This window comes from Pseudomonas sp. Leaf48, from assembly GCF_001421885.1.
In the GTDB taxonomy this organism is placed as follows: Bacteria; Pseudomonadota; Gammaproteobacteria; order Pseudomonadales; family Pseudomonadaceae; genus Aquipseudomonas.
Map to the genome: position 1 here is coordinate 76,624 of NZ_LMLH01000023.1, position 17,328 is coordinate 93,951.

13 protein-coding genes are annotated in these 17,328 nt (G+C 60.9%); 7 read left to right on the top strand and 6 right to left on the bottom strand.

The annotated features are described in order from the left end of the window. Positions 1 to 45: 45 nt before the first annotated feature. Together ASE98_RS14640 and ASE98_RS14645 are read right to left on the bottom strand one after the other, a co-directional pair. On the bottom strand, positions 46 to 705 hold the full coding sequence (locus tag ASE98_RS14640; RefSeq protein WP_060542049.1) for an MliC family protein: 660 nt from the start codon (positions 703 to 705) through the stop codon (positions 46 to 48). A 133-nt stretch (positions 706 to 838) separates the two neighbouring features. Continuing rightward, positions 839 to 1,063, bottom strand: coding sequence for a YgdI/YgdR family lipoprotein (locus tag ASE98_RS14645; RefSeq protein WP_060542050.1), 225 nt, complete (start codon positions 1,061 to 1,063; stop codon positions 839 to 841). Between the two features lie 192 nt (positions 1,064 to 1,255). On the opposite strand from ASE98_RS14645, the gene ASE98_RS14650 reads away from it, so the two are divergent. The 3 genes from ASE98_RS14650 (at position 1,256) to ASE98_RS14660 (ending at position 7,203) form a co-directional block, all read left to right on the top strand. Continuing rightward, on the top strand, positions 1,256 to 2,923 hold the full coding sequence (locus tag ASE98_RS14650; protein WP_060542051.1) for a VRR-NUC domain-containing protein: 1,668 nt from the start codon (positions 1,256 to 1,258) through the stop codon (positions 2,921 to 2,923). Further along, the gene (locus ASE98_RS14655) at positions 2,920 to 5,199 is read left to right on the top strand and encodes an ATP-dependent DNA helicase (protein ID WP_060542052.1); all 2,280 of its coding nucleotides are present in this window, start codon (positions 2,920 to 2,922) and stop codon (positions 5,197 to 5,199) included. The genes ASE98_RS14650 and ASE98_RS14655 overlap by 4 nt, the downstream gene beginning before the upstream one ends. Positions 5,200 to 5,283: 84 nt before the next feature. Then, entirely contained in the window at positions 5,284 to 7,203 is a 1,920-nt protein-coding gene (locus tag ASE98_RS14660) for a hybrid sensor histidine kinase/response regulator (protein WP_060542053.1), read from the top strand. On the opposite strand, the gene ASE98_RS14665 is transcribed toward ASE98_RS14660, so the two are convergent. From ASE98_RS14665 to ASE98_RS14680, 4 genes are all read right to left on the bottom strand, one after another. After that, on the bottom strand, positions 7,181 to 8,536 hold the full coding sequence (locus tag ASE98_RS14665; RefSeq protein WP_060542054.1) for a cation:proton antiporter: 1,356 nt from the start codon (positions 8,534 to 8,536) through the stop codon (positions 7,181 to 7,183). The genes ASE98_RS14660 and ASE98_RS14665 overlap by 23 nt on opposite strands. Next, complete coding sequence (locus ASE98_RS14670) at positions 8,536 to 9,147, bottom strand: Yip1 family protein (protein ID WP_060542055.1); 612 nt, start codon at positions 9,145 to 9,147, stop codon at positions 8,536 to 8,538. Before ASE98_RS14670 ends, ASE98_RS14665 begins: the two co-directional genes overlap by 1 nt. A 91-nt stretch (positions 9,148 to 9,238) precedes the next feature. Then, positions 9,239 to 10,096 carry a glucose 1-dehydrogenase gene (locus ASE98_RS14675; RefSeq protein WP_060542056.1) on the bottom strand — a complete coding sequence of 286 codons (858 nt, stop codon included), beginning with the start codon at positions 10,094 to 10,096 and terminating at the stop codon, positions 9,239 to 9,241. Positions 10,097 to 10,310: 214 nt separating this feature from the next. Then, on the bottom strand, positions 10,311 to 11,465 hold the full coding sequence (locus ASE98_RS14680; RefSeq protein ID WP_060542057.1) for a MalY/PatB family protein: 1,155 nt from the start codon (positions 11,463 to 11,465) through the stop codon (positions 10,311 to 10,313). A gap of 267 nt (positions 11,466 to 11,732) precedes the next feature. On the opposite strand from ASE98_RS14680, the gene fdnG reads away from it, so the two are divergent. From fdnG to fdhE, 4 genes are read left to right on the top strand one after another with little or no spacing between them, the layout of a single operon-like run. Next, entirely contained in the window at positions 11,733 to 14,798 is a 3,066-nt protein-coding gene (gene fdnG, locus ASE98_RS14690) for a formate dehydrogenase-N subunit alpha (RefSeq protein ID WP_156465509.1), read from the top strand. Beyond that, complete coding sequence (gene fdxH / locus ASE98_RS14695; protein ID WP_060542060.1) at positions 14,799 to 15,734, top strand: formate dehydrogenase subunit beta; 936 nt, start codon at positions 14,799 to 14,801, stop codon at positions 15,732 to 15,734. Continuing rightward, positions 15,731 to 16,384 carry a formate dehydrogenase subunit gamma gene (locus ASE98_RS14700; protein ID WP_060542061.1) on the top strand — a complete coding sequence of 218 codons (654 nt, stop codon included), beginning with the start codon at positions 15,731 to 15,733 and terminating at the stop codon, positions 16,382 to 16,384. The genes fdxH and ASE98_RS14700 overlap by 4 nt, the downstream gene beginning before the upstream one ends. Positions 16,385 to 16,388: 4 nt before the next feature. Continuing rightward, positions 16,389 to 17,315, top strand: a complete 927-nt coding sequence (fdhE, locus tag ASE98_RS14705; RefSeq protein ID WP_060542062.1) for a formate dehydrogenase accessory protein FdhE — start codon at positions 16,389 to 16,391, stop codon at positions 17,313 to 17,315. Positions 17,316 to 17,328: the final 13 nt, after the last annotated feature.

The window sequence follows — 17,328 nt, forward strand, 5'->3', positions numbered from 1 at the left end:
TCAGGTCAGCGGGACAGAACGTCCCGTTGCCATCAACCGGGCCAGTCAGATGGCCGGCTCGCCTGTACAGCTCAACTGCCCTGAGCCTGGCATCTGGAAAGTCGCATCGTTGCCGTCTTGCCAGAAGCGGTAGTTCGCTCGGGCATCCTTGCTCGTATACAGGTTTCCTGAGCCGGTCGGCACCTGGCTGAGTGAGGCTGAGGTGTTTGCCCACTTCAGGAACACGATACCCGGTTGCACATGAAAGTAAGTTGCCTCAATCGGTGAGTTGAGGCCTGCGCAGCGAAAGGCTGCGGGGCCATCGGTGAGTCGGCTTGGATCCCGGGTCCTGGCAATGGCCGAACCCTTGCGCAACTGGTAGGCGCGCTCGGCATAACGCTGGAGCGTGCACACCTTGGGCTCGGGCCCGGAGCCACACTGATTGCGGGCATCGATCCAGAACAGTTGATCGGTCTCGACTTTACGTGGGGGCGGCTGCGAATGGTCATCCGTCAGCGCCAGCAGATAGAGTCGCTGCAACTCCAGATCCATCTGCGCCAGTTGCGAGTCGCGGCAGATCAGCTTTTCGACAGATGCCCGGGTGCCGGTGCAATCGAAGCTGGTTTTGAACACCGGCGCAGGCTTCGCGGCAACCGCACACAGGCTCGTTGCCGCACACGCACTGGCGGCGGCCAGAGAGACCAGAAGTCGCGTGACCCTATTCATTTCGGTTTCACCTGAATCATGACGTGATGCCTGCGTGGAAGCGCGATCCATCCCATGAGGTCTATCGCAGTGTAAGGCAGTGCCCGGAAACTGCCTCACCAAGAGGAAAAGGAGCAGTTGGGATTGCCGACCCTCAGTCTTCGACGCGAATCGTCGCTACTTCGTCAGACCGCACCCTCACTTTGGCACCGGAAATATCCTCGAACTCGAAGAAGCCGTCTTCAGTCCTGGTGTCCGGCATGTCCTTGGTCAGATACTGGGTGCCGTTTTGCAGGGTGACAACCGTTGGCGTCGCGCATCCGGCCAAGACCAGCAAGGCAGTTAATGCCAGGGGCCAACCCAGGGTCTTGATGTTCATAACTACCTCTCATCGCTAAAAAAACAGCGCGATTATCTGAACAACCACGCCGCTACCGCGGTTGGTGCCTTGGATCGATAAAAAGTTCTACTACCTTGAAAATATAGCGGAGTTATCCGCCACTTATCTTTTTCCGTTTGCGCCGGGCGGGGCGTAACTGTTATCTGTACGCATAACCAGTACTCGATCGCCATGGCGCATTTTCCCGTGACCGCAAACCCCCTCGATGACCCGTTCTATTACTTGAACAACTTCATGCAAGTGCTTGAGTGGCTTGAGCTTCGCTATGCCGATGTACTGAGCGTCGATGAGCAACGCTTCATTGCCACCTTCAAGGTCTTGCCCCGTGAATCGAGGGCGTTGCTGGTCAGGATGGTGATGCGCAAGGGCATTCACTTTCGCGCGAGCAAGCTGGTCTACACCGAGATCGGTGACGTCCAGGCCGCTGTCGGCCCTTTGCTTGAACTGGGTTGGGTCGATGAACGCATGCCGGTGCCGGTCGAGACATTGTTCGAGGTGTTGCTCAAGGCAGAAATCCTCCAGTGCTTTGCTTCAGTCATCGATCAGCCGAAGGGCAAGAAGAGCCAATGGCTGGCGGCGCTGAGCATGCATTTCCCGCAAATGAACAGTTTCAACGACTGGTGTCCGTCACTGGATGAGCGCTTGTTCAGTCTGACCATCATGGGCCTGTGCGATCGCCTGCGCTTGATGTTTTTCGGCAACCTTTATCAGGACTGGTCAGAATTCGTGCTGGCCGACCTGGGCATCCATACCTACGAAAAAGTCGAATTCTGCGCCGACTCCCGTGGGCTGCGCAGCCGCGAGGACGTGGACGCCTGCCTTTTCCTGCATGAATGCCAGCAACAGTTCGAAGCCGGCGAAGCACTGCAAAGCGTTATCGAGCGAATCAGGGATCTGGTTCTGGGCAATCCCTGGCTGCATAGACGCCGGGACAAGTTGCTGTTCCAGATCGCGCAGCATTGCGAGCGCATCGCGGATTTCTCCACAGCCTTGGGCCTGTACCGCGATTGTGCTTATCCCGGTGCGCGCCTGCGCCTGATCCGTGTGCTGGAACGCTGCGCCGAGTACCAACAGGCCATGGACCTCGCCAGTCAGGCCGAACTGGCCCCGCAAAGCGCCGCCGAACAACAGCAACTGCTGCGGGTGATGCCCAGATTGCGGCGCAAACTCGGTGGCCCGCCGATCAAACGTGCCTCTGCCCGGCAAATGCAACGCCTGGACCTGCAACTGCCCAGAACCGACCCGGCCTTGTCGGTGGAGTATTACGTCCAGGCGCATTTGTCGGAACAGACAGCGCCGGTGCACTACGTCGAGAACAGCCTGATCAACTCGCTGTTCGGGCTGCTCTGCTGGCCGGCGATTTTCGCGCCATTGCCGGGGGCATTCTTCCACCCGTTCCAGCGCGGTCCGGTGGATCTGCTCAGCGAAGATTTCCATGATCGCCGGGCCGAGCTTTTCCAGAAGTGCCTGGCCGAGCTCGACGACGGGCGCTATGTGCAGACGATCCGTGAGCGTTATGCCAGCAAGTGGGGCGTGCAGTCGCCGTTCGTGTTCTGGGGCGTACTCAGCGAGGAACTGCTCGACCAGGCACTGGATTGCCTTCCGGCGGAGCATCTCAAGCACTGGTTCAATCGTCTGTTGCTGGACATCAAGGCCAATCGCGCCGGCATGCCCGACCTGATCCAGTTCTGGCCGCAGCAAAAGACCTACCGCATGATCGAGGTCAAGGGCCCGGGCGATCGCCTGCAGGACAACCAGCTTCGCTGGCTCGAGTTCTGCCACGAACACCGCATGCCAATTGCCGTTTGTTATGTGCAGTGGGTGGAGCAGAGCGCTTGAGCTACAGCATTGCGGTACGGGCGTTGAGTGAGTTCACCGCCAAGAGCGGTGATCTGGATCTGCGTTTCACGCCGTCGCCGACGGCGCTTGAGGGCATTGTCGGGCACCGCACCGTGGCGTCGCGACGCAGCGAGGGTTATCAGAGCGAAGTGGCACTTGAAGGCGTCTACCAGGCATTGACAGTCAAGGGCAGGGCGGACGGCTACGATCCCGGGCAAAACTGCCTGGAGGAGGTCAAGACCTATCGCGGCGACCTGAGCAAACTACCGGCCAACCACCGTGCGTTGCATTGGGCACAGGCGAAGATCTATGGCTGGTTGATGTGCCATAGACTGAATCTGCCGCAAATCAACGTGGCACTGGTGTACTTCGATATCGTCAGTGAAAAGGAAACCTGTCTGGTCGAGGCTTGCAGCGCCAGCGAACTGCAAGCGTTCTTCGAGCTGCACTGCGCACGCTTCCTGCACTGGGCCGAGCTGGAAATGGCCCACCGGCAACGACGCAACATGGCGACCCAGCGCCTGGCGTTTCCCCATGCCGACTTTCGACCGGGGCAGCGCCATCTGGCCGAATCGGTGTTCAAGGCCGTCAGCACCGGACGCTGCCTGATGGCCCAGGCACCGACCGGTATCGGCAAGACCCTGGGCACGCTGTTCCCGATGCTCAAGGCCATGCAGGCGCAGCAGCTGGACAAGGTGTTCTTCCTCACGGCGAAAACCCCGGGGCGCAAACTGGCCCTGGACGCCGCCCAAGTGCTGCTTCAAAGCACCGATGCGCCGCCGCTGCGGGTGCTGGAGATGGTCGCCCGGGACAAGGCCTGCGAACATCCGGACAAGGCCTGTCATGGGGAGTCCTGCCCGTTGGCCCGGGGGTTTTATGATCGCCTGCCCGCTGCGCGTCAGGCCGCCAGCCAACTGAGCCTGCTGGACCAGAGCGCCTTGCGCGAGGTCGCCCTGGGCCATGAAATATGCCCGTATTACCTGAGCCAGGAAATGGCACGGTGGGCGGACGTCGTGGTTGCCGACTACAACTACTACTTCGATTTCAGCGCGTTGCTGTTCGGCCTGGCCCAGGCCAATAACTGGAAAGTCGCGGTACTGGTCGACGAAGCCCACAACCTGGTGGAGCGTGGCCGCCAGATGTACAGCGCCTCCCTCGATCAAGCGGCGCTCGGCGGTTTGCGTAAAACCGCTCCCGAGGTACTGAAAAAGCCGCTACAGCGAGTCAACCGCGAATGGAATGCCCTGCACAACCTGCAAACGGGTGCCTATCAGGCTTACGACCGTGCGCCGCAAAAGCTGTTGCAGGCGCTGTCGTCCTGCAGCGCGAGCATCGGCGATTACCTCAATGATCACCCCCAGGGGCTGGACAGCGCATTGCAGAGCTTTTACTTCGACCTGTTGCAGTTTTGTCGGGTGGCGGAACTCTTCGATGAGCAGTATCTGTTCGACATCAGCAAGCGCGACCTCGAGCGCAAACGCAGCCTGTCCCAGCTGTGCCTGCGCAATGTGGTGCCTGCCGGTTTCATTCGCCCACGCCTGACCGCTGCACGCAGCACTGTCCTGTTTTCCGCAACCTTGAGCCCCCGGCACTACTACGCCGACTTGTTGGGAACACCGGCTGACACGGTGTGCATTGACGTTGAATCGCCGTTCCACGCCGACCAGCTGCAAGTACACATCGTCAGCCGAATTTCCACGCGGTACGTCCATCGGCAGGCATCCCTGGAGCCGATTGTGGACCTGATCGCCAACCAGTTCAGCGAGCGTCCGGGCAACTACCTGGCCTTTTTCAGCAGCTTCGATTATTTGCAGCAGGTGGCGCAGTTGCTGGCGCAAAAGCATCCGCACATCAACCTGTGGTCGCAGTCCCGAGGCATGGGCGAGCAGCAGCGCCAGGCCTTTCTCGAGCAATTTCGCGCCGACAGTCGCGGTATCGGTTTCGCAGTATTGGGTGGTGCCTTTGGTGAAGGCATCGATTTGCCCGGGGCGCGTCTGATTGGCGCATTCATCGCCACCCTGGGGCTGGCGCAACTCAACCCGGTCAATGAACAGCTGAAACGACGCATGTCGGCCATCTTTGGCGCCGGTTACGACTACACCTACCTGTACCCTGGGGTGCAAAAAGTGGTGCAGGCCGCCGGACGGGTGATTCGCACCCAGCAGGATCGGGGTGTAGTGATGTTGATTGATGACCGTTTTGGCGAGAGCAAGGTCAAACAGTTACTGCCTCGCTGGTGGGCCATTGCACCGCTGGTTCTAAACGCCTCTTCGTGATCTGGCGCTCAGCGCGATTTTTTGTGCCTTTTCAAATTGGCGGTTTGTCGCATACTCCATTGAAATAATAATTCGGTGTGTTCAATGAGCGAAGATCGAAGCAAAACCAGCGCCATCGACAACAGTCGTTTCCGGCTGCTGATTGATGCGGTGATTGACTACGCGATCTACATGATTGACCCCGATGGCATCATTACCAGCTGGAACACCGGCGCCAAGCGCTTCAAGGGCTACGAAGAAGCCGAGATTCTCGGTCAGCATTTTTCCCGGTTCTACACCGATGCCGATCGCCGTGCCGGCTTGCCGCAACGGGCGCTGGACACGGCCATTCACGAGGGGCGTTTCGAAGGCGAAGGCTGGCGGGTGCGCAAGGACGGCACGCATTTCTGGTGCCACGTGGTAATCGATCCGATTCGCGATTCAGCCGGCACCCTGCTGGGGTTCGCCAAGATCACCCGTGACCTGACCGACCGCAAGATGGCCGAGGAGGTCCTCAAGCAAAGCGAACAGCAATTCCGCCTGCTGGTGCAAAGCGTGACGGACTATGCGATCTATATGCTCGCCCCCGATGGACGCCTGACCAACTGGAATCCTGGCGCACAGCGCATCAAGGGCTATTTGCCCGAGGAAGTCATCGGCCAGCACTTCTCTTTGTTCTACACACCCGAAGACCGCGAAGCCGGCGAACCGCAGCGGACACTGGAAATTGCCCGCACCGAAGGCCGCTTCGAAAACAAAGGCTGGCGGGTACGCAAGGACGGTACGCGCTTCCTCGCCCATGTGGTTGTCGATCCGATCTGGGGCGACACCGGTACTCTGCTCGGTTTTGCCAAGATCACCCGCGACATTACCGAGGTCACCCAGGCCCAGCAGGCACTGGAGCAAACCCGCGAAGCCCTGTTCCAGGCGCAAAAAATGCAGGCTATCGGCCAGCTCAGCGGCGGCATTGCCCACGACTTCAATAATTTGCTGACGGTGATCCTCGGCAATCTGGAAATCGTCCGCAAACGGGTTGCGGACGATCCGAAAGTCATCCGCTTGATCGACAACGCGACCCAGGGAGCCTTGCGCGGTGTTTCCCTGACCCAGCGCATGCTGGCCTTTGCCCGACGTCAAGAGCTGAAGTCCGAGCCGGTGGCTATTCCGGCCCTGGTCACCGGAATCTCCGGGTTGTTGCGCAGCTCCCTGGGGCCCTCGGTGAAGATCGAGACCTGTTTTCCAGCCGATCTGGAATCGGTTCTGGCCGATTCCAATCAACTGGAACTGGCAGTCCTTAATCTGGCAACCAATGCCCGTGATGCCATGCCCAACGGCGGAAAAATCGTCTTCAGTGCCCACACCGAGGAGGTTGTCGACAGCCAGCAATCTGCCCTGGCGCTGGGGCGATATGTCTGTCTGACGGTGGCTGATTCCGGGGAGGGCATGGATCAGGCCACCCTGGCGTTGGCGATGGATCCGTTTTTTACTACCAAGGGTGTCGGCAAAGGCACCGGCCTTGGGCTATCGATGGTCCATGGTTTTATAGAACAACTGGGCGGGCGCTTCATCCTCAAGAGCGAACAGGGTCAGGGCACGACGGCGGAACTGTGGTTGCCTGTGGCCAGGGGTGGGGCGGTCGTCCAGCCGCTGGCCCAGAGGATGATCGCCGAGGTGCCACGCTTGTGCGTTCTGGTGGTGGACGATGACAGCCTGGTATTGACGAGCACCTGCCTGCTGCTCGAAGACCTGGGGCATCGGGTCATCAGCGCGACATCGGGTGCGAGGGGCCTTGAACTGTTCGCCAGCGAGTCGGATATTGACCTGATCATCACGGACATGGCCATGCCGCATATGAGTGGCGCACAACTGGCCCACGCTATCCGCATCCAGAAACCGGGCGTGCCGATCATTCTGGCCACCGGTTACGCCGAGAGACTGGAAGGCTTTGCCGCGCACCTGCCTCGGCTGTCCAAACCCTTTACCCAACTCAATCTGGTGCAGGTCATTGCCCAGGCGATGAAGTGAGTGACTTGCGCTGTTCATAGCGAGCGAGAATCGGCTGGGTGCTGATCCCGTGCACCAGGATGCTCAGCGCGACCACGGACAGGGTGAGATTGGTGCACAGCGCCGCCACGGACGGATCGAGTCCGTGGTTCACGGCGTAGAACAGATAGTACAGGCTGCCGATACCGCGAATACCAAACCAGCCGATCAACAGCCGTTGGCGTACATCAAGCAGGGATGCCCAGGGTACGAGCACGACGCTGAGGGGGCGAATCAGGCAAAACAGTACGCCGCCCAGGAGTATTGCCCGCCAGTCCCAATGGGCACTGAGCACCACCCCGAGCAGCGTCACCAGAAACACTTCCATGGCCCGTTCCACCAGGCTGCCGAAGGCGAGCATGTCTCCCATCATGATGCCGGCGGCGACCTGGCTATCCTCCAGGCTATCGGTATCACCATGCACTGCGTGCTGTGGTTCGACGTTCTGGTGGCCGACGACCGCTTGCACCACATGTTCGGCCGGTGTCTGGTGACTGCCCATGGATTTGACCTCTTCCTGGCGCAAACCGAGGCCGGCGGCGAACACCGACAGGAACCCGAAGCCATGAATGGCTTCGGCGCCCACATAGGCCAGCGCGATCAACGCCAGAGTCAGGAAGTCATTATGGGAAAGGGTGCTGTCGCCATAGCGGGTGCGCAGCAGCAATGTCAGCCGGCCAATGCCACGTCCCATCGAGTAGCCCACCAGCAAGCCGGCAGGGATCGCCCATAGCAGATTGCTCAGGGCCCAGTCAGCGAGCCAGCCGGGGTAGCTGTCATGCTGGACCATCAGCAAGCCGAGGATCACGAAAGGGAAGGCGACCCCGTCATTCAGGCCGGCTTCGCCGGACAGGCCGAACCGGACGCTGTCGACATCGGCTGCGTCGTTGACCTGTACCAGAGAGGCGAGCACCGGGTCGGTCGGCGCGAGAATCGAGCCGATCAGCACTGAAATGCCCCACGACAAGCCAATCACGTAGTGCAACAGCAGGCACACGCCGCCAATGGTCAGGAGCATTACCGGCCCGGCCAGGCAGACTGCGACACGCCAGTTTCGATCCTTCAACGGCAAGCGCAACTTCAAGCCACAAACGAACAGCGAGAACAACAAGGCCACTTCCGTGAGGTGTTCCATCCAGCCGGAGATGTCCTGGGTCGCCAGATTCAACCAGGCAAAGCCGGCCGGGCCGATGGCCATGCCCAGAACCAGACACACCGCCGAAGTGGTCACCGGCAGCCAGCGCAGGTAGGACGAAGTCAGTGCCAGGGTGAGCAGCACCGCGCCAAACACTGCCACCCAGGCGATAAAGCCCATTAACCGACAGTAGCGCGCAGGTACTCAGGGGTGAGCACGTTGAACCACAACAGAATCATCGACACCAGGATTGTCACCAGTACCAGCAGCCCGACACCCCAGACGCATGCCGAGTTGAGCAAGCCTTGTTCCTTGCGCTCATGCATGAAGGTCGGCAAACCGACGAACAGCAGGAAGGTCGAGTAGGCCGAAGCCGCCCCCAACACCACAATCGCCAGCCAGCGACTGGGGTACAGACCGGCAATGCCGGCGAGGAAAAAAGGCGTGGCGGTATACGCGGCAAAGCCTATGCACTGATTGATCGTCGGCCGGGCCTCGAAGGCGCGGGACATCCAGCGGATGAACAGGCCCATCACCGCTATGCCGATCAGAATGGCCACATACAGCATGGCGCACAGTTGCAGGGCGCTCTGGGTACTGAGTCGAACCGTTTCGTTCTCCGCCAGGCTCCAGCCTACGTAGGTGGTCCCGATAAACAGGCACACGGCCGGAATCAAGGCGAGCAGCAGCAGGTGAGGGAGATAGTGACGTGGGTGGGCTTCCTCTTCCTTGCGAATATCCGTCCACGCGAAGTTGGGTTGGGTGAACAGCTTGACGATAGGTGCGGACATGACGACCTCCAGGCTTGGAACAACCGCCATAACAGTGGCTATACGGTGTTGAGCGCTGGAGACGGCATCGGGTTCATTTTTTTCGGCACACTCATAAAATCGGTTTGCCGCCCGTGACGCCAAATCGCTGGCCGGTAATGTAGCTGGCTTCATCCGAAGCCAGCAGCACGTAGATCGGCGCGACCTCGACCGGTTGACCGGGGCGGCCAAGGGGCGTGTTGGCGCCGAAATCCTGCACGCTCTCATCGGGCATGGTCGAGACGATCAGTGGCGTCCAGATGGGCCCAGGCGCCACGCTGTTGACCCGGATATTCTTCGGCCCGAGCATTTGCCCAAGCCCGGCGGTGAAGTTGGCAATGGCGCCCTTGGTCGTGGCATAGGCCAGCAGGGTGGGGTTGGGCATGTCGGAATTGACGGAACTGCTGTTGATGATCGAGCTACCCGGCTTCATGTACTTGAGCGCAGCCTGGCAAACCCGGAAAATCGCCGTGATGTTGACGTCGAAAGTCATCACCCATTCTTCATCAGCGATGTCTTCGAGATTGTCGTGTGTCATCTGGAAGGCGGCGTTGTTGACCAGTACGTCGATGCGGCCGAAGCGTTCGACGGTTTTTTCCACCAGTTCCAGGCAGTGCGCCCGCTGTGCCAGGTCCCCGGACAGCAGCAGGCACTGGCGGCCGGCCTGCTCGACCCAGCGCGCGGTCTCCCGGGCGTCTTCGTGCTCGTTGAGGTAAGCGATGACCACATCGGCGCCTTCACGGGCATAGGCAATCGCCACCGACCGGCCAATGCCGCTGTCGCCACCGGTGATCAGGGCAATCTTGCCCGCAAGGCGACCGGAGCCTTTGTAGCTTTGCTCGCCGCAGTCGGGGTAGGGGTCCATTTTACGTTGAGAGCCGGGGACCGGTTGTGGCTGCTTGGGGAAGGGGGGGCGTGGGTAGTCGTTCATCGTCAATCTCCGGTCTCAAGGTTAAGGAGTCAAACGGTGGACTCTGGCGTTTTGTCTTGAGTTCGGTTGGATTTCGGATGAGCGTGCGCTAACCCGGGTAACACACAGCGCCCTTGTGGGAGCGGGCTTGCTCGCGAAGGCGATGTGTCAATTCACGCATGAGGTGACTGGCACACCGCCTTCGCGAGCAAGCCCGCTCCCACAGGAGGATGAATCAGGCCCGCCGGTTACGCAAACTGCGCTCCATGCGCGCGATGCCTTCTTCGAGCAGCGACCGTGGGCAGCCGAAGTTCAGGCGCACGAACTGTTGGCACTCATCGCCGAAGTCCAGCCCGGCGCTCAGGCCGACCCGGGCCTCGTCGAGGAAGAACTGCTGCGGGTTGTCCAGGCCCAGTGCCGAGCAATCGAGCCACGCCAGGTAGGTACTTTGCGGCACGTGCATGCTGATGCCCGGCAAACGGCTGCGCACGGCATCGACCAGATAGTCGCGGTTGCCCTGCAGGTAGTCCTTGAGCTGTGCCAGCCAGGGCGCCGCTTCGCTGTAGGCGACGCGGGTGGCCTCCATGCCCAGCGGGTTGACGCTGTCGACCATGCCGCAGCGGGCCTGGTTGACCCGCTCGCGCAGGTGGCTGTCCTGAATGATCATGAACGAGGTTTTCATGCCGGCGATGTTATACGCCTTGCTCGCCGACATCAGCGTGATGGTGCGCTGGGCAACCTGCGGGCTCAGGGTCGCTATCGGAGTGTGCTGGCGGCCGTCGAAACACAGCTCGGCGTGGATTTCGTCGCTAATGATCCAGGCGTCCTGCTCCAGGCAGATGTCGGCAATCGCTTGCAGTTCTTCCCGGGGGAACGCCTTGCCCAGCGGGTTGTGCGGGTTGCTCAACAGCAGCGCACCACCGCCTTGCAACGACTGGCTCAAGGTATCGAGCGGCGTGGCATAGGTGCCGTCCGCGCGGGTGTCAAAATTCAGTTCGACCTTGTTCAGCCCCCAATGGCCAGGCGCGTGGCGCAGCGGCGGATAGTTGGGGACTTGCACGACAACGTTCTGTTGCGCCTGCACCAGTGCCTTGAGTGCCATGTTGACGCCTGACTCGACACCCGGCAGGAAAATCAGTGCCTGGGGTTCGACGCGCCAGGCGTATTTGTTCCAGAGGTCGGCGACGATAGCCTCGCGCAGGTCTTGCTGGGCCACGCTGTAGCCGACCATCGGGTGCTCCAGACGCTTTTGCAGGGCCTGGATGATTACCGGCGGCGCGGCGAAATCCATGTCGGCCACCCACATTGGCAACACGTCAGCCGGGTAGCGGCTCCATTTGGTGCTGCCAGTGCCGTGGCGGTCGAACACCTGATCAAAATCGTAAGTCATGGAAGGTCTCGTAAAGGCGGGTTGTGCAGGGTCGCCATGATAAGCCCATGGCCCTTTGGGGGCGAGCCTGCTCGCCTTGATGATTTGGGCCACCCAACCGGCCCCACAGGGTTTTGTGTGTGCACCAAATCTGGCCGACGGTCGGTTTTCACACCGTGCGCCAATACCTTGACTAAAGTGTCAAATGTCGGCAGCCAGGCTGCTGGCACCGTGGTTGTTCAAAAAGGCCCGGCCATGCACCGGGTTCCACCTGATCAGGAGTGCACGATGGATCTCAGCCGTCGTCAATTCTTCAAGGTCGCCGGTATCGGCCTTGCAGGCTCTAGCCTGGGTGCGTTGGGTATGGCCCCGACGCCTGCGTTTGCCGAACAGGTGCGTCACTTCAAGCTTGCCCACACCCATGAAACCCGTAACACCTGCCCTTATTGCTCGGTCGGTTGCGGCTTGATCATGTACAGCCAGGGCGATGCCTCCAAGAATGTCGCGCAAAATATCATTCACATCGAAGGTGACGCCGACCATCCGGTCAACCGCGGCACCCTGTGCCCAAAAGGCGCCGGCCTGCTCGACTTCATTCACAGCCCCGGCCGCCTGCAGTACCCGCAGGTGCGCAAGCCCGGCAGCAGCGAATGGACGCGCATGTCCTGGGATGAAGCACTCGATCGTGTCGCCAACCTGATGAAGGCCGACCGCGACGCCAACTTTATCGAGAAGAACGCGGCAGGCCAGACGGTGAACCGCTGGCTGACCACCGGTTTCCTCGCGGCCTCGGCGGCGTCCAACGAAGCGGGTTACATCACCCACAAGGTCATTCGCAGTCTTGGCATGCTGGGGTTCGATAACCAGGCGCGTGTCTGACACGGCCCGACGGTGGCAAGTCTTGCCCCGACGTACGGCCGTGGTGCCATGACCAACCACTGGACCGATATCGCCAACGCGAATCTGGTTCTGGTGATGGGTGGCAACGCAGCAGAAGCGCATCCGTGCGGCTTCAAATGGGTGACCGAAGCCAAGGCGCACAACAAGGCGCGGCTGATCGTGGTCGACCCGCGGTTTACCCGCACAGCATCCGTGGCCGACTATTACGCCCCCATCCGCACCGGTACCGACATCGCCTTCATGGGCGGGCTGATCAATTACCTGCTGACCGAGGACAAGATCCAGCACGAGTACGTGCGCAACTACACCGACGTCTCGTTCATCGTCAAAGCCGGCTATGGCTTCGAGGACGGAATCTTCAGCGGCTACGATGCGACCAAGCGCGTATATACGGATAAATCCGGCTGGGGTTATGAGCTCGGGGAAGACGGTTTTGCCAAGGTCGACCCGACCCTGCAGGACCCGCGCTGCGTCTATCAACTGATGAAGCAGCACTACAGCCGCTACAACATCGACCTGGCCAGCCAGATCTGCGGGATGCCGGTCGATGCCATGCAGAAAATCTGGGAGGAGATCGCCACTTGCTCGCAACCGGGCAAGACCATGACCATCCTCTACGCCCTGGGCTGGACCCAGCATTCGATCGGCGCGCAGATCATCCGCAGCGCGGCCATGGTGCAACTGCTGCTGGGCAACGTCGGCATGCCTGGCGGCGGGGTCAATGCCTTGCGCGGGCACTCCAATATCCAGGGCCTGACCGACCTCGGCCTGTTGTCCAACTCGCTGCCCGGCTACCTGACGTTGCCGGTGGATGCCGAGCAGGATTACAACGCCTACATCATCAAGCGCACCCAGAAACCGTTGCGCCCGGGGCAGTTGTCCTATTGGCAGAACTACGGCAAGTTCCACGTCAGCCTGATGAAGGCCTGGTACGGCGCCAACGCCACGGCGGAAAACAATTGGGCCTACGACTACCTGCCCAAACTCGACATTCCCAACTACGACATCCTCAAGGTGTTCGACCTGATGGGCCAGGGCAAGGTCAACGGCTACATGTGCCAGGGTTTCAACCCGATCGCCGCGTTGCCCGACAAGAACCGGGTGATGGCGGCGCTGGCAAAACTGAAATGGCTGGTGGTGATGGACCCGCTGGCCACCGAAACCTCTGAGTTCTGGCGCAATGTCGGGCCTTACAACGATGTTAAGAGCGCCGACATCCAGACCGAAGTCATTCGGCTGCCCACCACCTGTTTCGCCGAGGAGGATGGCTCGCTGGTCAATAGCAGCCGCTGGCTGCAATGGCACTGGAAAGGCGCCGACGGTCCGGGTGAAGCGCACACCGACATACGGATCATGAGCGAGCTGTTCCTGCGCCTGCGTCAGCGCTATCAGGCTGATGGCGGGGTATACCCCGATCCGATGCTGAAACTGTCATGGCAGTACAAAATCCCCGAGGAACCATCACCGGAGGAAGTGGCCAAGGAGATCAACGGCTACGCCACTACCGACTTCACCGACGCCACCGGCGTTGCGGTCAAGGCCAATGCGCAGCTGGCCGGGTTCGGCCAGCTCAAGGACGACGGCAGCACCGCCTCCGGTTGCTGGATCTTCTGCGGCAGCTGGACCGAGCTGGGCAACCAGATGGCCCGGCGCGACAACAATGATCCCTATGGCATGCACCAGCATCAGGGCTGGGCCTGGGCCTGGCCGGCCAACCGGCGGATTCTCTACAACCGCGCCTCGGCTGACGTGCAAGGCAAACCCTGGGATGCGAAAAAGCGCCTGGTGTGGTGGAACGGCAAACTCTGGACCGGCACCGACGTGCCGGACTTCAAGGCTGACGTGGCACCGGAAGCGGGTATGAATCCGTTCATCATGAACCCTGAAGGCGTGGCGCGGTTCTTTGCCGTCGACAAGATGAACGAAGGGCCATTCCCCGAACACTACGAGCCGTTCGAGACGCCCATCGGCATCAATCCGCTGCACCCGCAAAACAAGCAGGCCACCAGCAACCCGGCGGCGCGGATCTTCGATTCGGTGTGGGACACCCTTGGCGTGGCCAAGGACTACCCATACGCCGCCACCAGCTATCGCCTGACCGAGCATTTTCACTTCTGGAGCAAGCACTGCAAGCTCAACGCGATCGCCCAGCCGGAGCAATTCGTCGAAATCGGCGAAGTGCTGGCCAAGGAGAAAGGCATAGCCGCCGGTGACCGGGTGCGGGTCAGCAGCAAGCGCGGCTTTATCGAAGCAGTGGCGGTGGTGACCAAGCGGATTCGTCCACTGCAGGTCAACAATCAAGTGGTGCACCAGATCGGCATTCCGTTGCATTGGGGCTTTACCGGGCTCACGCGCCACGGTTACCTGACCAACACCCTGGTGCCGTTCCTCGGCGATGGCAACACCCAGACCCCGGAATCCAAGTCATTCCTGGTCAACGTGGAGAAAGTCTAAATGGCCAGCCAAGACATCATCGCCCGTTCGGCCACCACCACCGTGCCGCCTTCGGTGCGCAACCTGGAGGAAGTCGCCAAGCTGATCGACACCACCAAGTGCATAGGTTGCAAGGCCTGCCAGGTGGCTTGTTCGGAATGGAACGAGCTGCGTGACGAGGTCGGGCACAATCACGGCACCTACGACAACCCCCAGGACCTCACGGCCGAGACCTGGACGTTGATGCGCTTTACCGAGCACGAAACCGACGCCGGCAATCTTGAATGGCTGATCCGCAAGGACGGCTGTATGCACTGCGCCGAACCCGGTTGCCTGGCGGCGTGCCCCAGCCCCGGGGCGATCATCAAGCACGCCAACGGCATCGTCGACTTCAACCAGGATCATTGCATCGGCTGTGGTTACTGCATCACCGGTTGTCCGTTCAACATTCCGCGTATTTCGCAAAAGGACCACAAGGCCTACAAGTGCACTTTGTGCTCGGACCGGGTGGCGGTAGGTCTGGAGCCGGCCTGCGTGAAAACCTGCCCGACCGGGGCCATCGTGTTCGGCACCAAGGTCGACATGAAGGAGCACGCCGCCGAGCGCATCGTCGACCTCAAGAGTCGCGGCTTCGAACACGCCGGCCTGTACGACCCGCAAGGGGTTGGCGGTACCCACGTGATGTACGTGTTGCACCACGCCGACACGCCGCAGTTGTACGCCGGGCTGCCCAGCGCGCCGGTCATCAGCCCCTTGGTAGGCCTGTGGAAAGGCATCAGCAAACCCCTGGCGCTGCTGGCCATGGGCGCGGCGGTGCTGGCCGGGTTCTTCCACTATGTGAGGGTCGGACCGCAGCGGGTCGAAGAGGATGAACAACCTGACCTTGCGGATACTTCCGTGCATCAGGTCGATCCCTCGGTGCACACCTTCGATCCCCGTGGGGAGGACCGGCCATGAGTCGTAAAACCATCCTGCGCTACACCAGCAACCAGCGCACCAACCACTGGCTGGTGGCGATTGTGTTCTTCATGGCCGGTTTGTCCGGGCTGGCGTTGTTCCACCCGGCGCTGTTCTGGCTGAGCAACCTGTTCGGTGGAGGGCCCTGGACGCGCATCCTGCATCCGTTCATGGGTGTAGTGATGTTCGTGCTGTTCCTCGGCCTGGTGTTTCGTTTTTGGCGCGCCAACTATTTCATTGCCAATGACCGCTTGTGGCTCAGGCGCATTGACCGGGTGATGCGTAACGAAGAGGAGGGCGTGCCCGCCATCGGCAAGTACAACCCCGGGCAGAAGTTGCTGTTCTGGACTTTACTGCTGTGCATGCTGGGTTTGCTGTTGACTGGCCTGGTGATCTGGCGCGCGTATTTCAGCGACTACTTTGGTATCACCACGATTCGCTGGGCGATGCTGTTGCATGCGTTGGCGGGGTTTGTGCTGATCCTCTGCATCATTGTGCACATCTACGCCGGGATCTGGATCAAAGGCTCGGTCAGCGCGATGATGCATGGCCGGGTCAGCCGCGCCTGGGCGAAGAAGCACCATGAACTCTGGTACCGCGAGGTGACTCGCGACGAGGCGCCGCAACCACCGATCAGGAAAAAGGGCTGAGCCTTTGGCAACCATTCTCGAACCCGGACAAATCGAAGCGGCGGCCAGTTCGCCGCCGTTTCTCTACCTGCCACCCCACAACCTGTTCAGCCTGCGTGCGATGCGCCTGGAGCATCTGGCCGAGGGACATGCGTTGGCCGATTACCTGCTTCTTATCGCCGGCGTCTGTCGGACGCAGCAGCGGGTGCTCGACGATCCGCCCTTGAGCGAGCCGCTGGACCGCCAGCGCATCGACTTGTGCCAGCAACACGGCTTGCCACCCTTTGCCGCAGACAGCCTGGCGCGGGAGGACGACTGGCAGCTGTACCTCGATGCCTTCCTGCAACATTATGCCGTGCCAGAGCAACCGGCCGTGGCCGACGCCGTTGCGACGATACGCGCCGCCAACTCCGGGCAACGGCGTGCCTGGGCAGTCGCGCTGGTCAGCGGTCAGTTTTCCATGGTGCCAGCGGCGCTGGTGCCATTTCTGGGCGCGGCCCTGCAGACGGCCTGGAGCCACTGGCTGCTGAGTACGCCGGACTTGAAATTGACGCCGGGTGACAGCCTCAGCCAATGCCCGGCCTGCGGCTCACCGGCCATGGCCGGGGTGATCCGACATCGCGGCAAGCACAACGGCTTGCGCTATCTGGCCTGTTCCCTGTGTGCCTGCGAGTGGCATGTGGTGCGGGTCAAATGCGTGTATTGCGAACAGAGCAAGGGGCTTGAGTATCTCAGTCTTGAAGACGAACGCCACGCCGCCAATCAGGCGCCGCTGCGCGCCGAGATGTGCCCGGGCTGCAACAGCTATCTGAAGTTGCTCTACCTGGAAAACGACGCCGATGCCGAGCCGCTGTCGGCGGACCTGTCCAGCCTGCTGCTGGACATGCGCCTGGCCCAGGACGGTTATCAGCGCCTGGCACCGAATCTGATGCTGGCACCGGGAGACGAATGACCACAGCGTCTAC

Coding starts and splice junctions, on each gene's coding strand:
- ASE98_RS14640 (WP_060542049.1), bottom strand. CDS start 705: ATGAATAGGGTCACGCGACTTCTGGTCTCTCTGGCCGCCGCCAGTGCG.
- ASE98_RS14645 (WP_060542050.1), bottom strand. CDS start 1,063: ATGAACATCAAGACCCTGGGTTGGCCCCTGGCATTAACTGCCTTGCTG.
- ASE98_RS14650 (WP_060542051.1), top strand. CDS start 1,256: ATGGCGCATTTTCCCGTGACCGCAAACCCCCTCGATGACCCGTTCTAT.
- ASE98_RS14660 (WP_060542053.1), top strand. CDS start 5,284: ATGAGCGAAGATCGAAGCAAAACCAGCGCCATCGACAACAGTCGTTTC.
- ASE98_RS14665 (WP_060542054.1), bottom strand. CDS start 8,536: ATGGGCTTTATCGCCTGGGTGGCAGTGTTTGGCGCGGTGCTGCTCACC.
- ASE98_RS14670 (WP_060542055.1), bottom strand. CDS start 9,147: ATGTCCGCACCTATCGTCAAGCTGTTCACCCAACCCAACTTCGCGTGG.
- ASE98_RS14675 (WP_060542056.1), bottom strand. CDS start 10,096: ATGAACGACTACCCACGCCCCCCCTTCCCCAAGCAGCCACAACCGGTC.
- ASE98_RS14680 (WP_060542057.1), bottom strand. CDS start 11,465: ATGACTTACGATTTTGATCAGGTGTTCGACCGCCACGGCACTGGCAGC.
- fdxH (WP_060542060.1), top strand. CDS start 14,799: ATGGCCAGCCAAGACATCATCGCCCGTTCGGCCACCACCACCGTGCCG.
- ASE98_RS14700 (WP_060542061.1), top strand. CDS start 15,731: ATGAGTCGTAAAACCATCCTGCGCTACACCAGCAACCAGCGCACCAAC.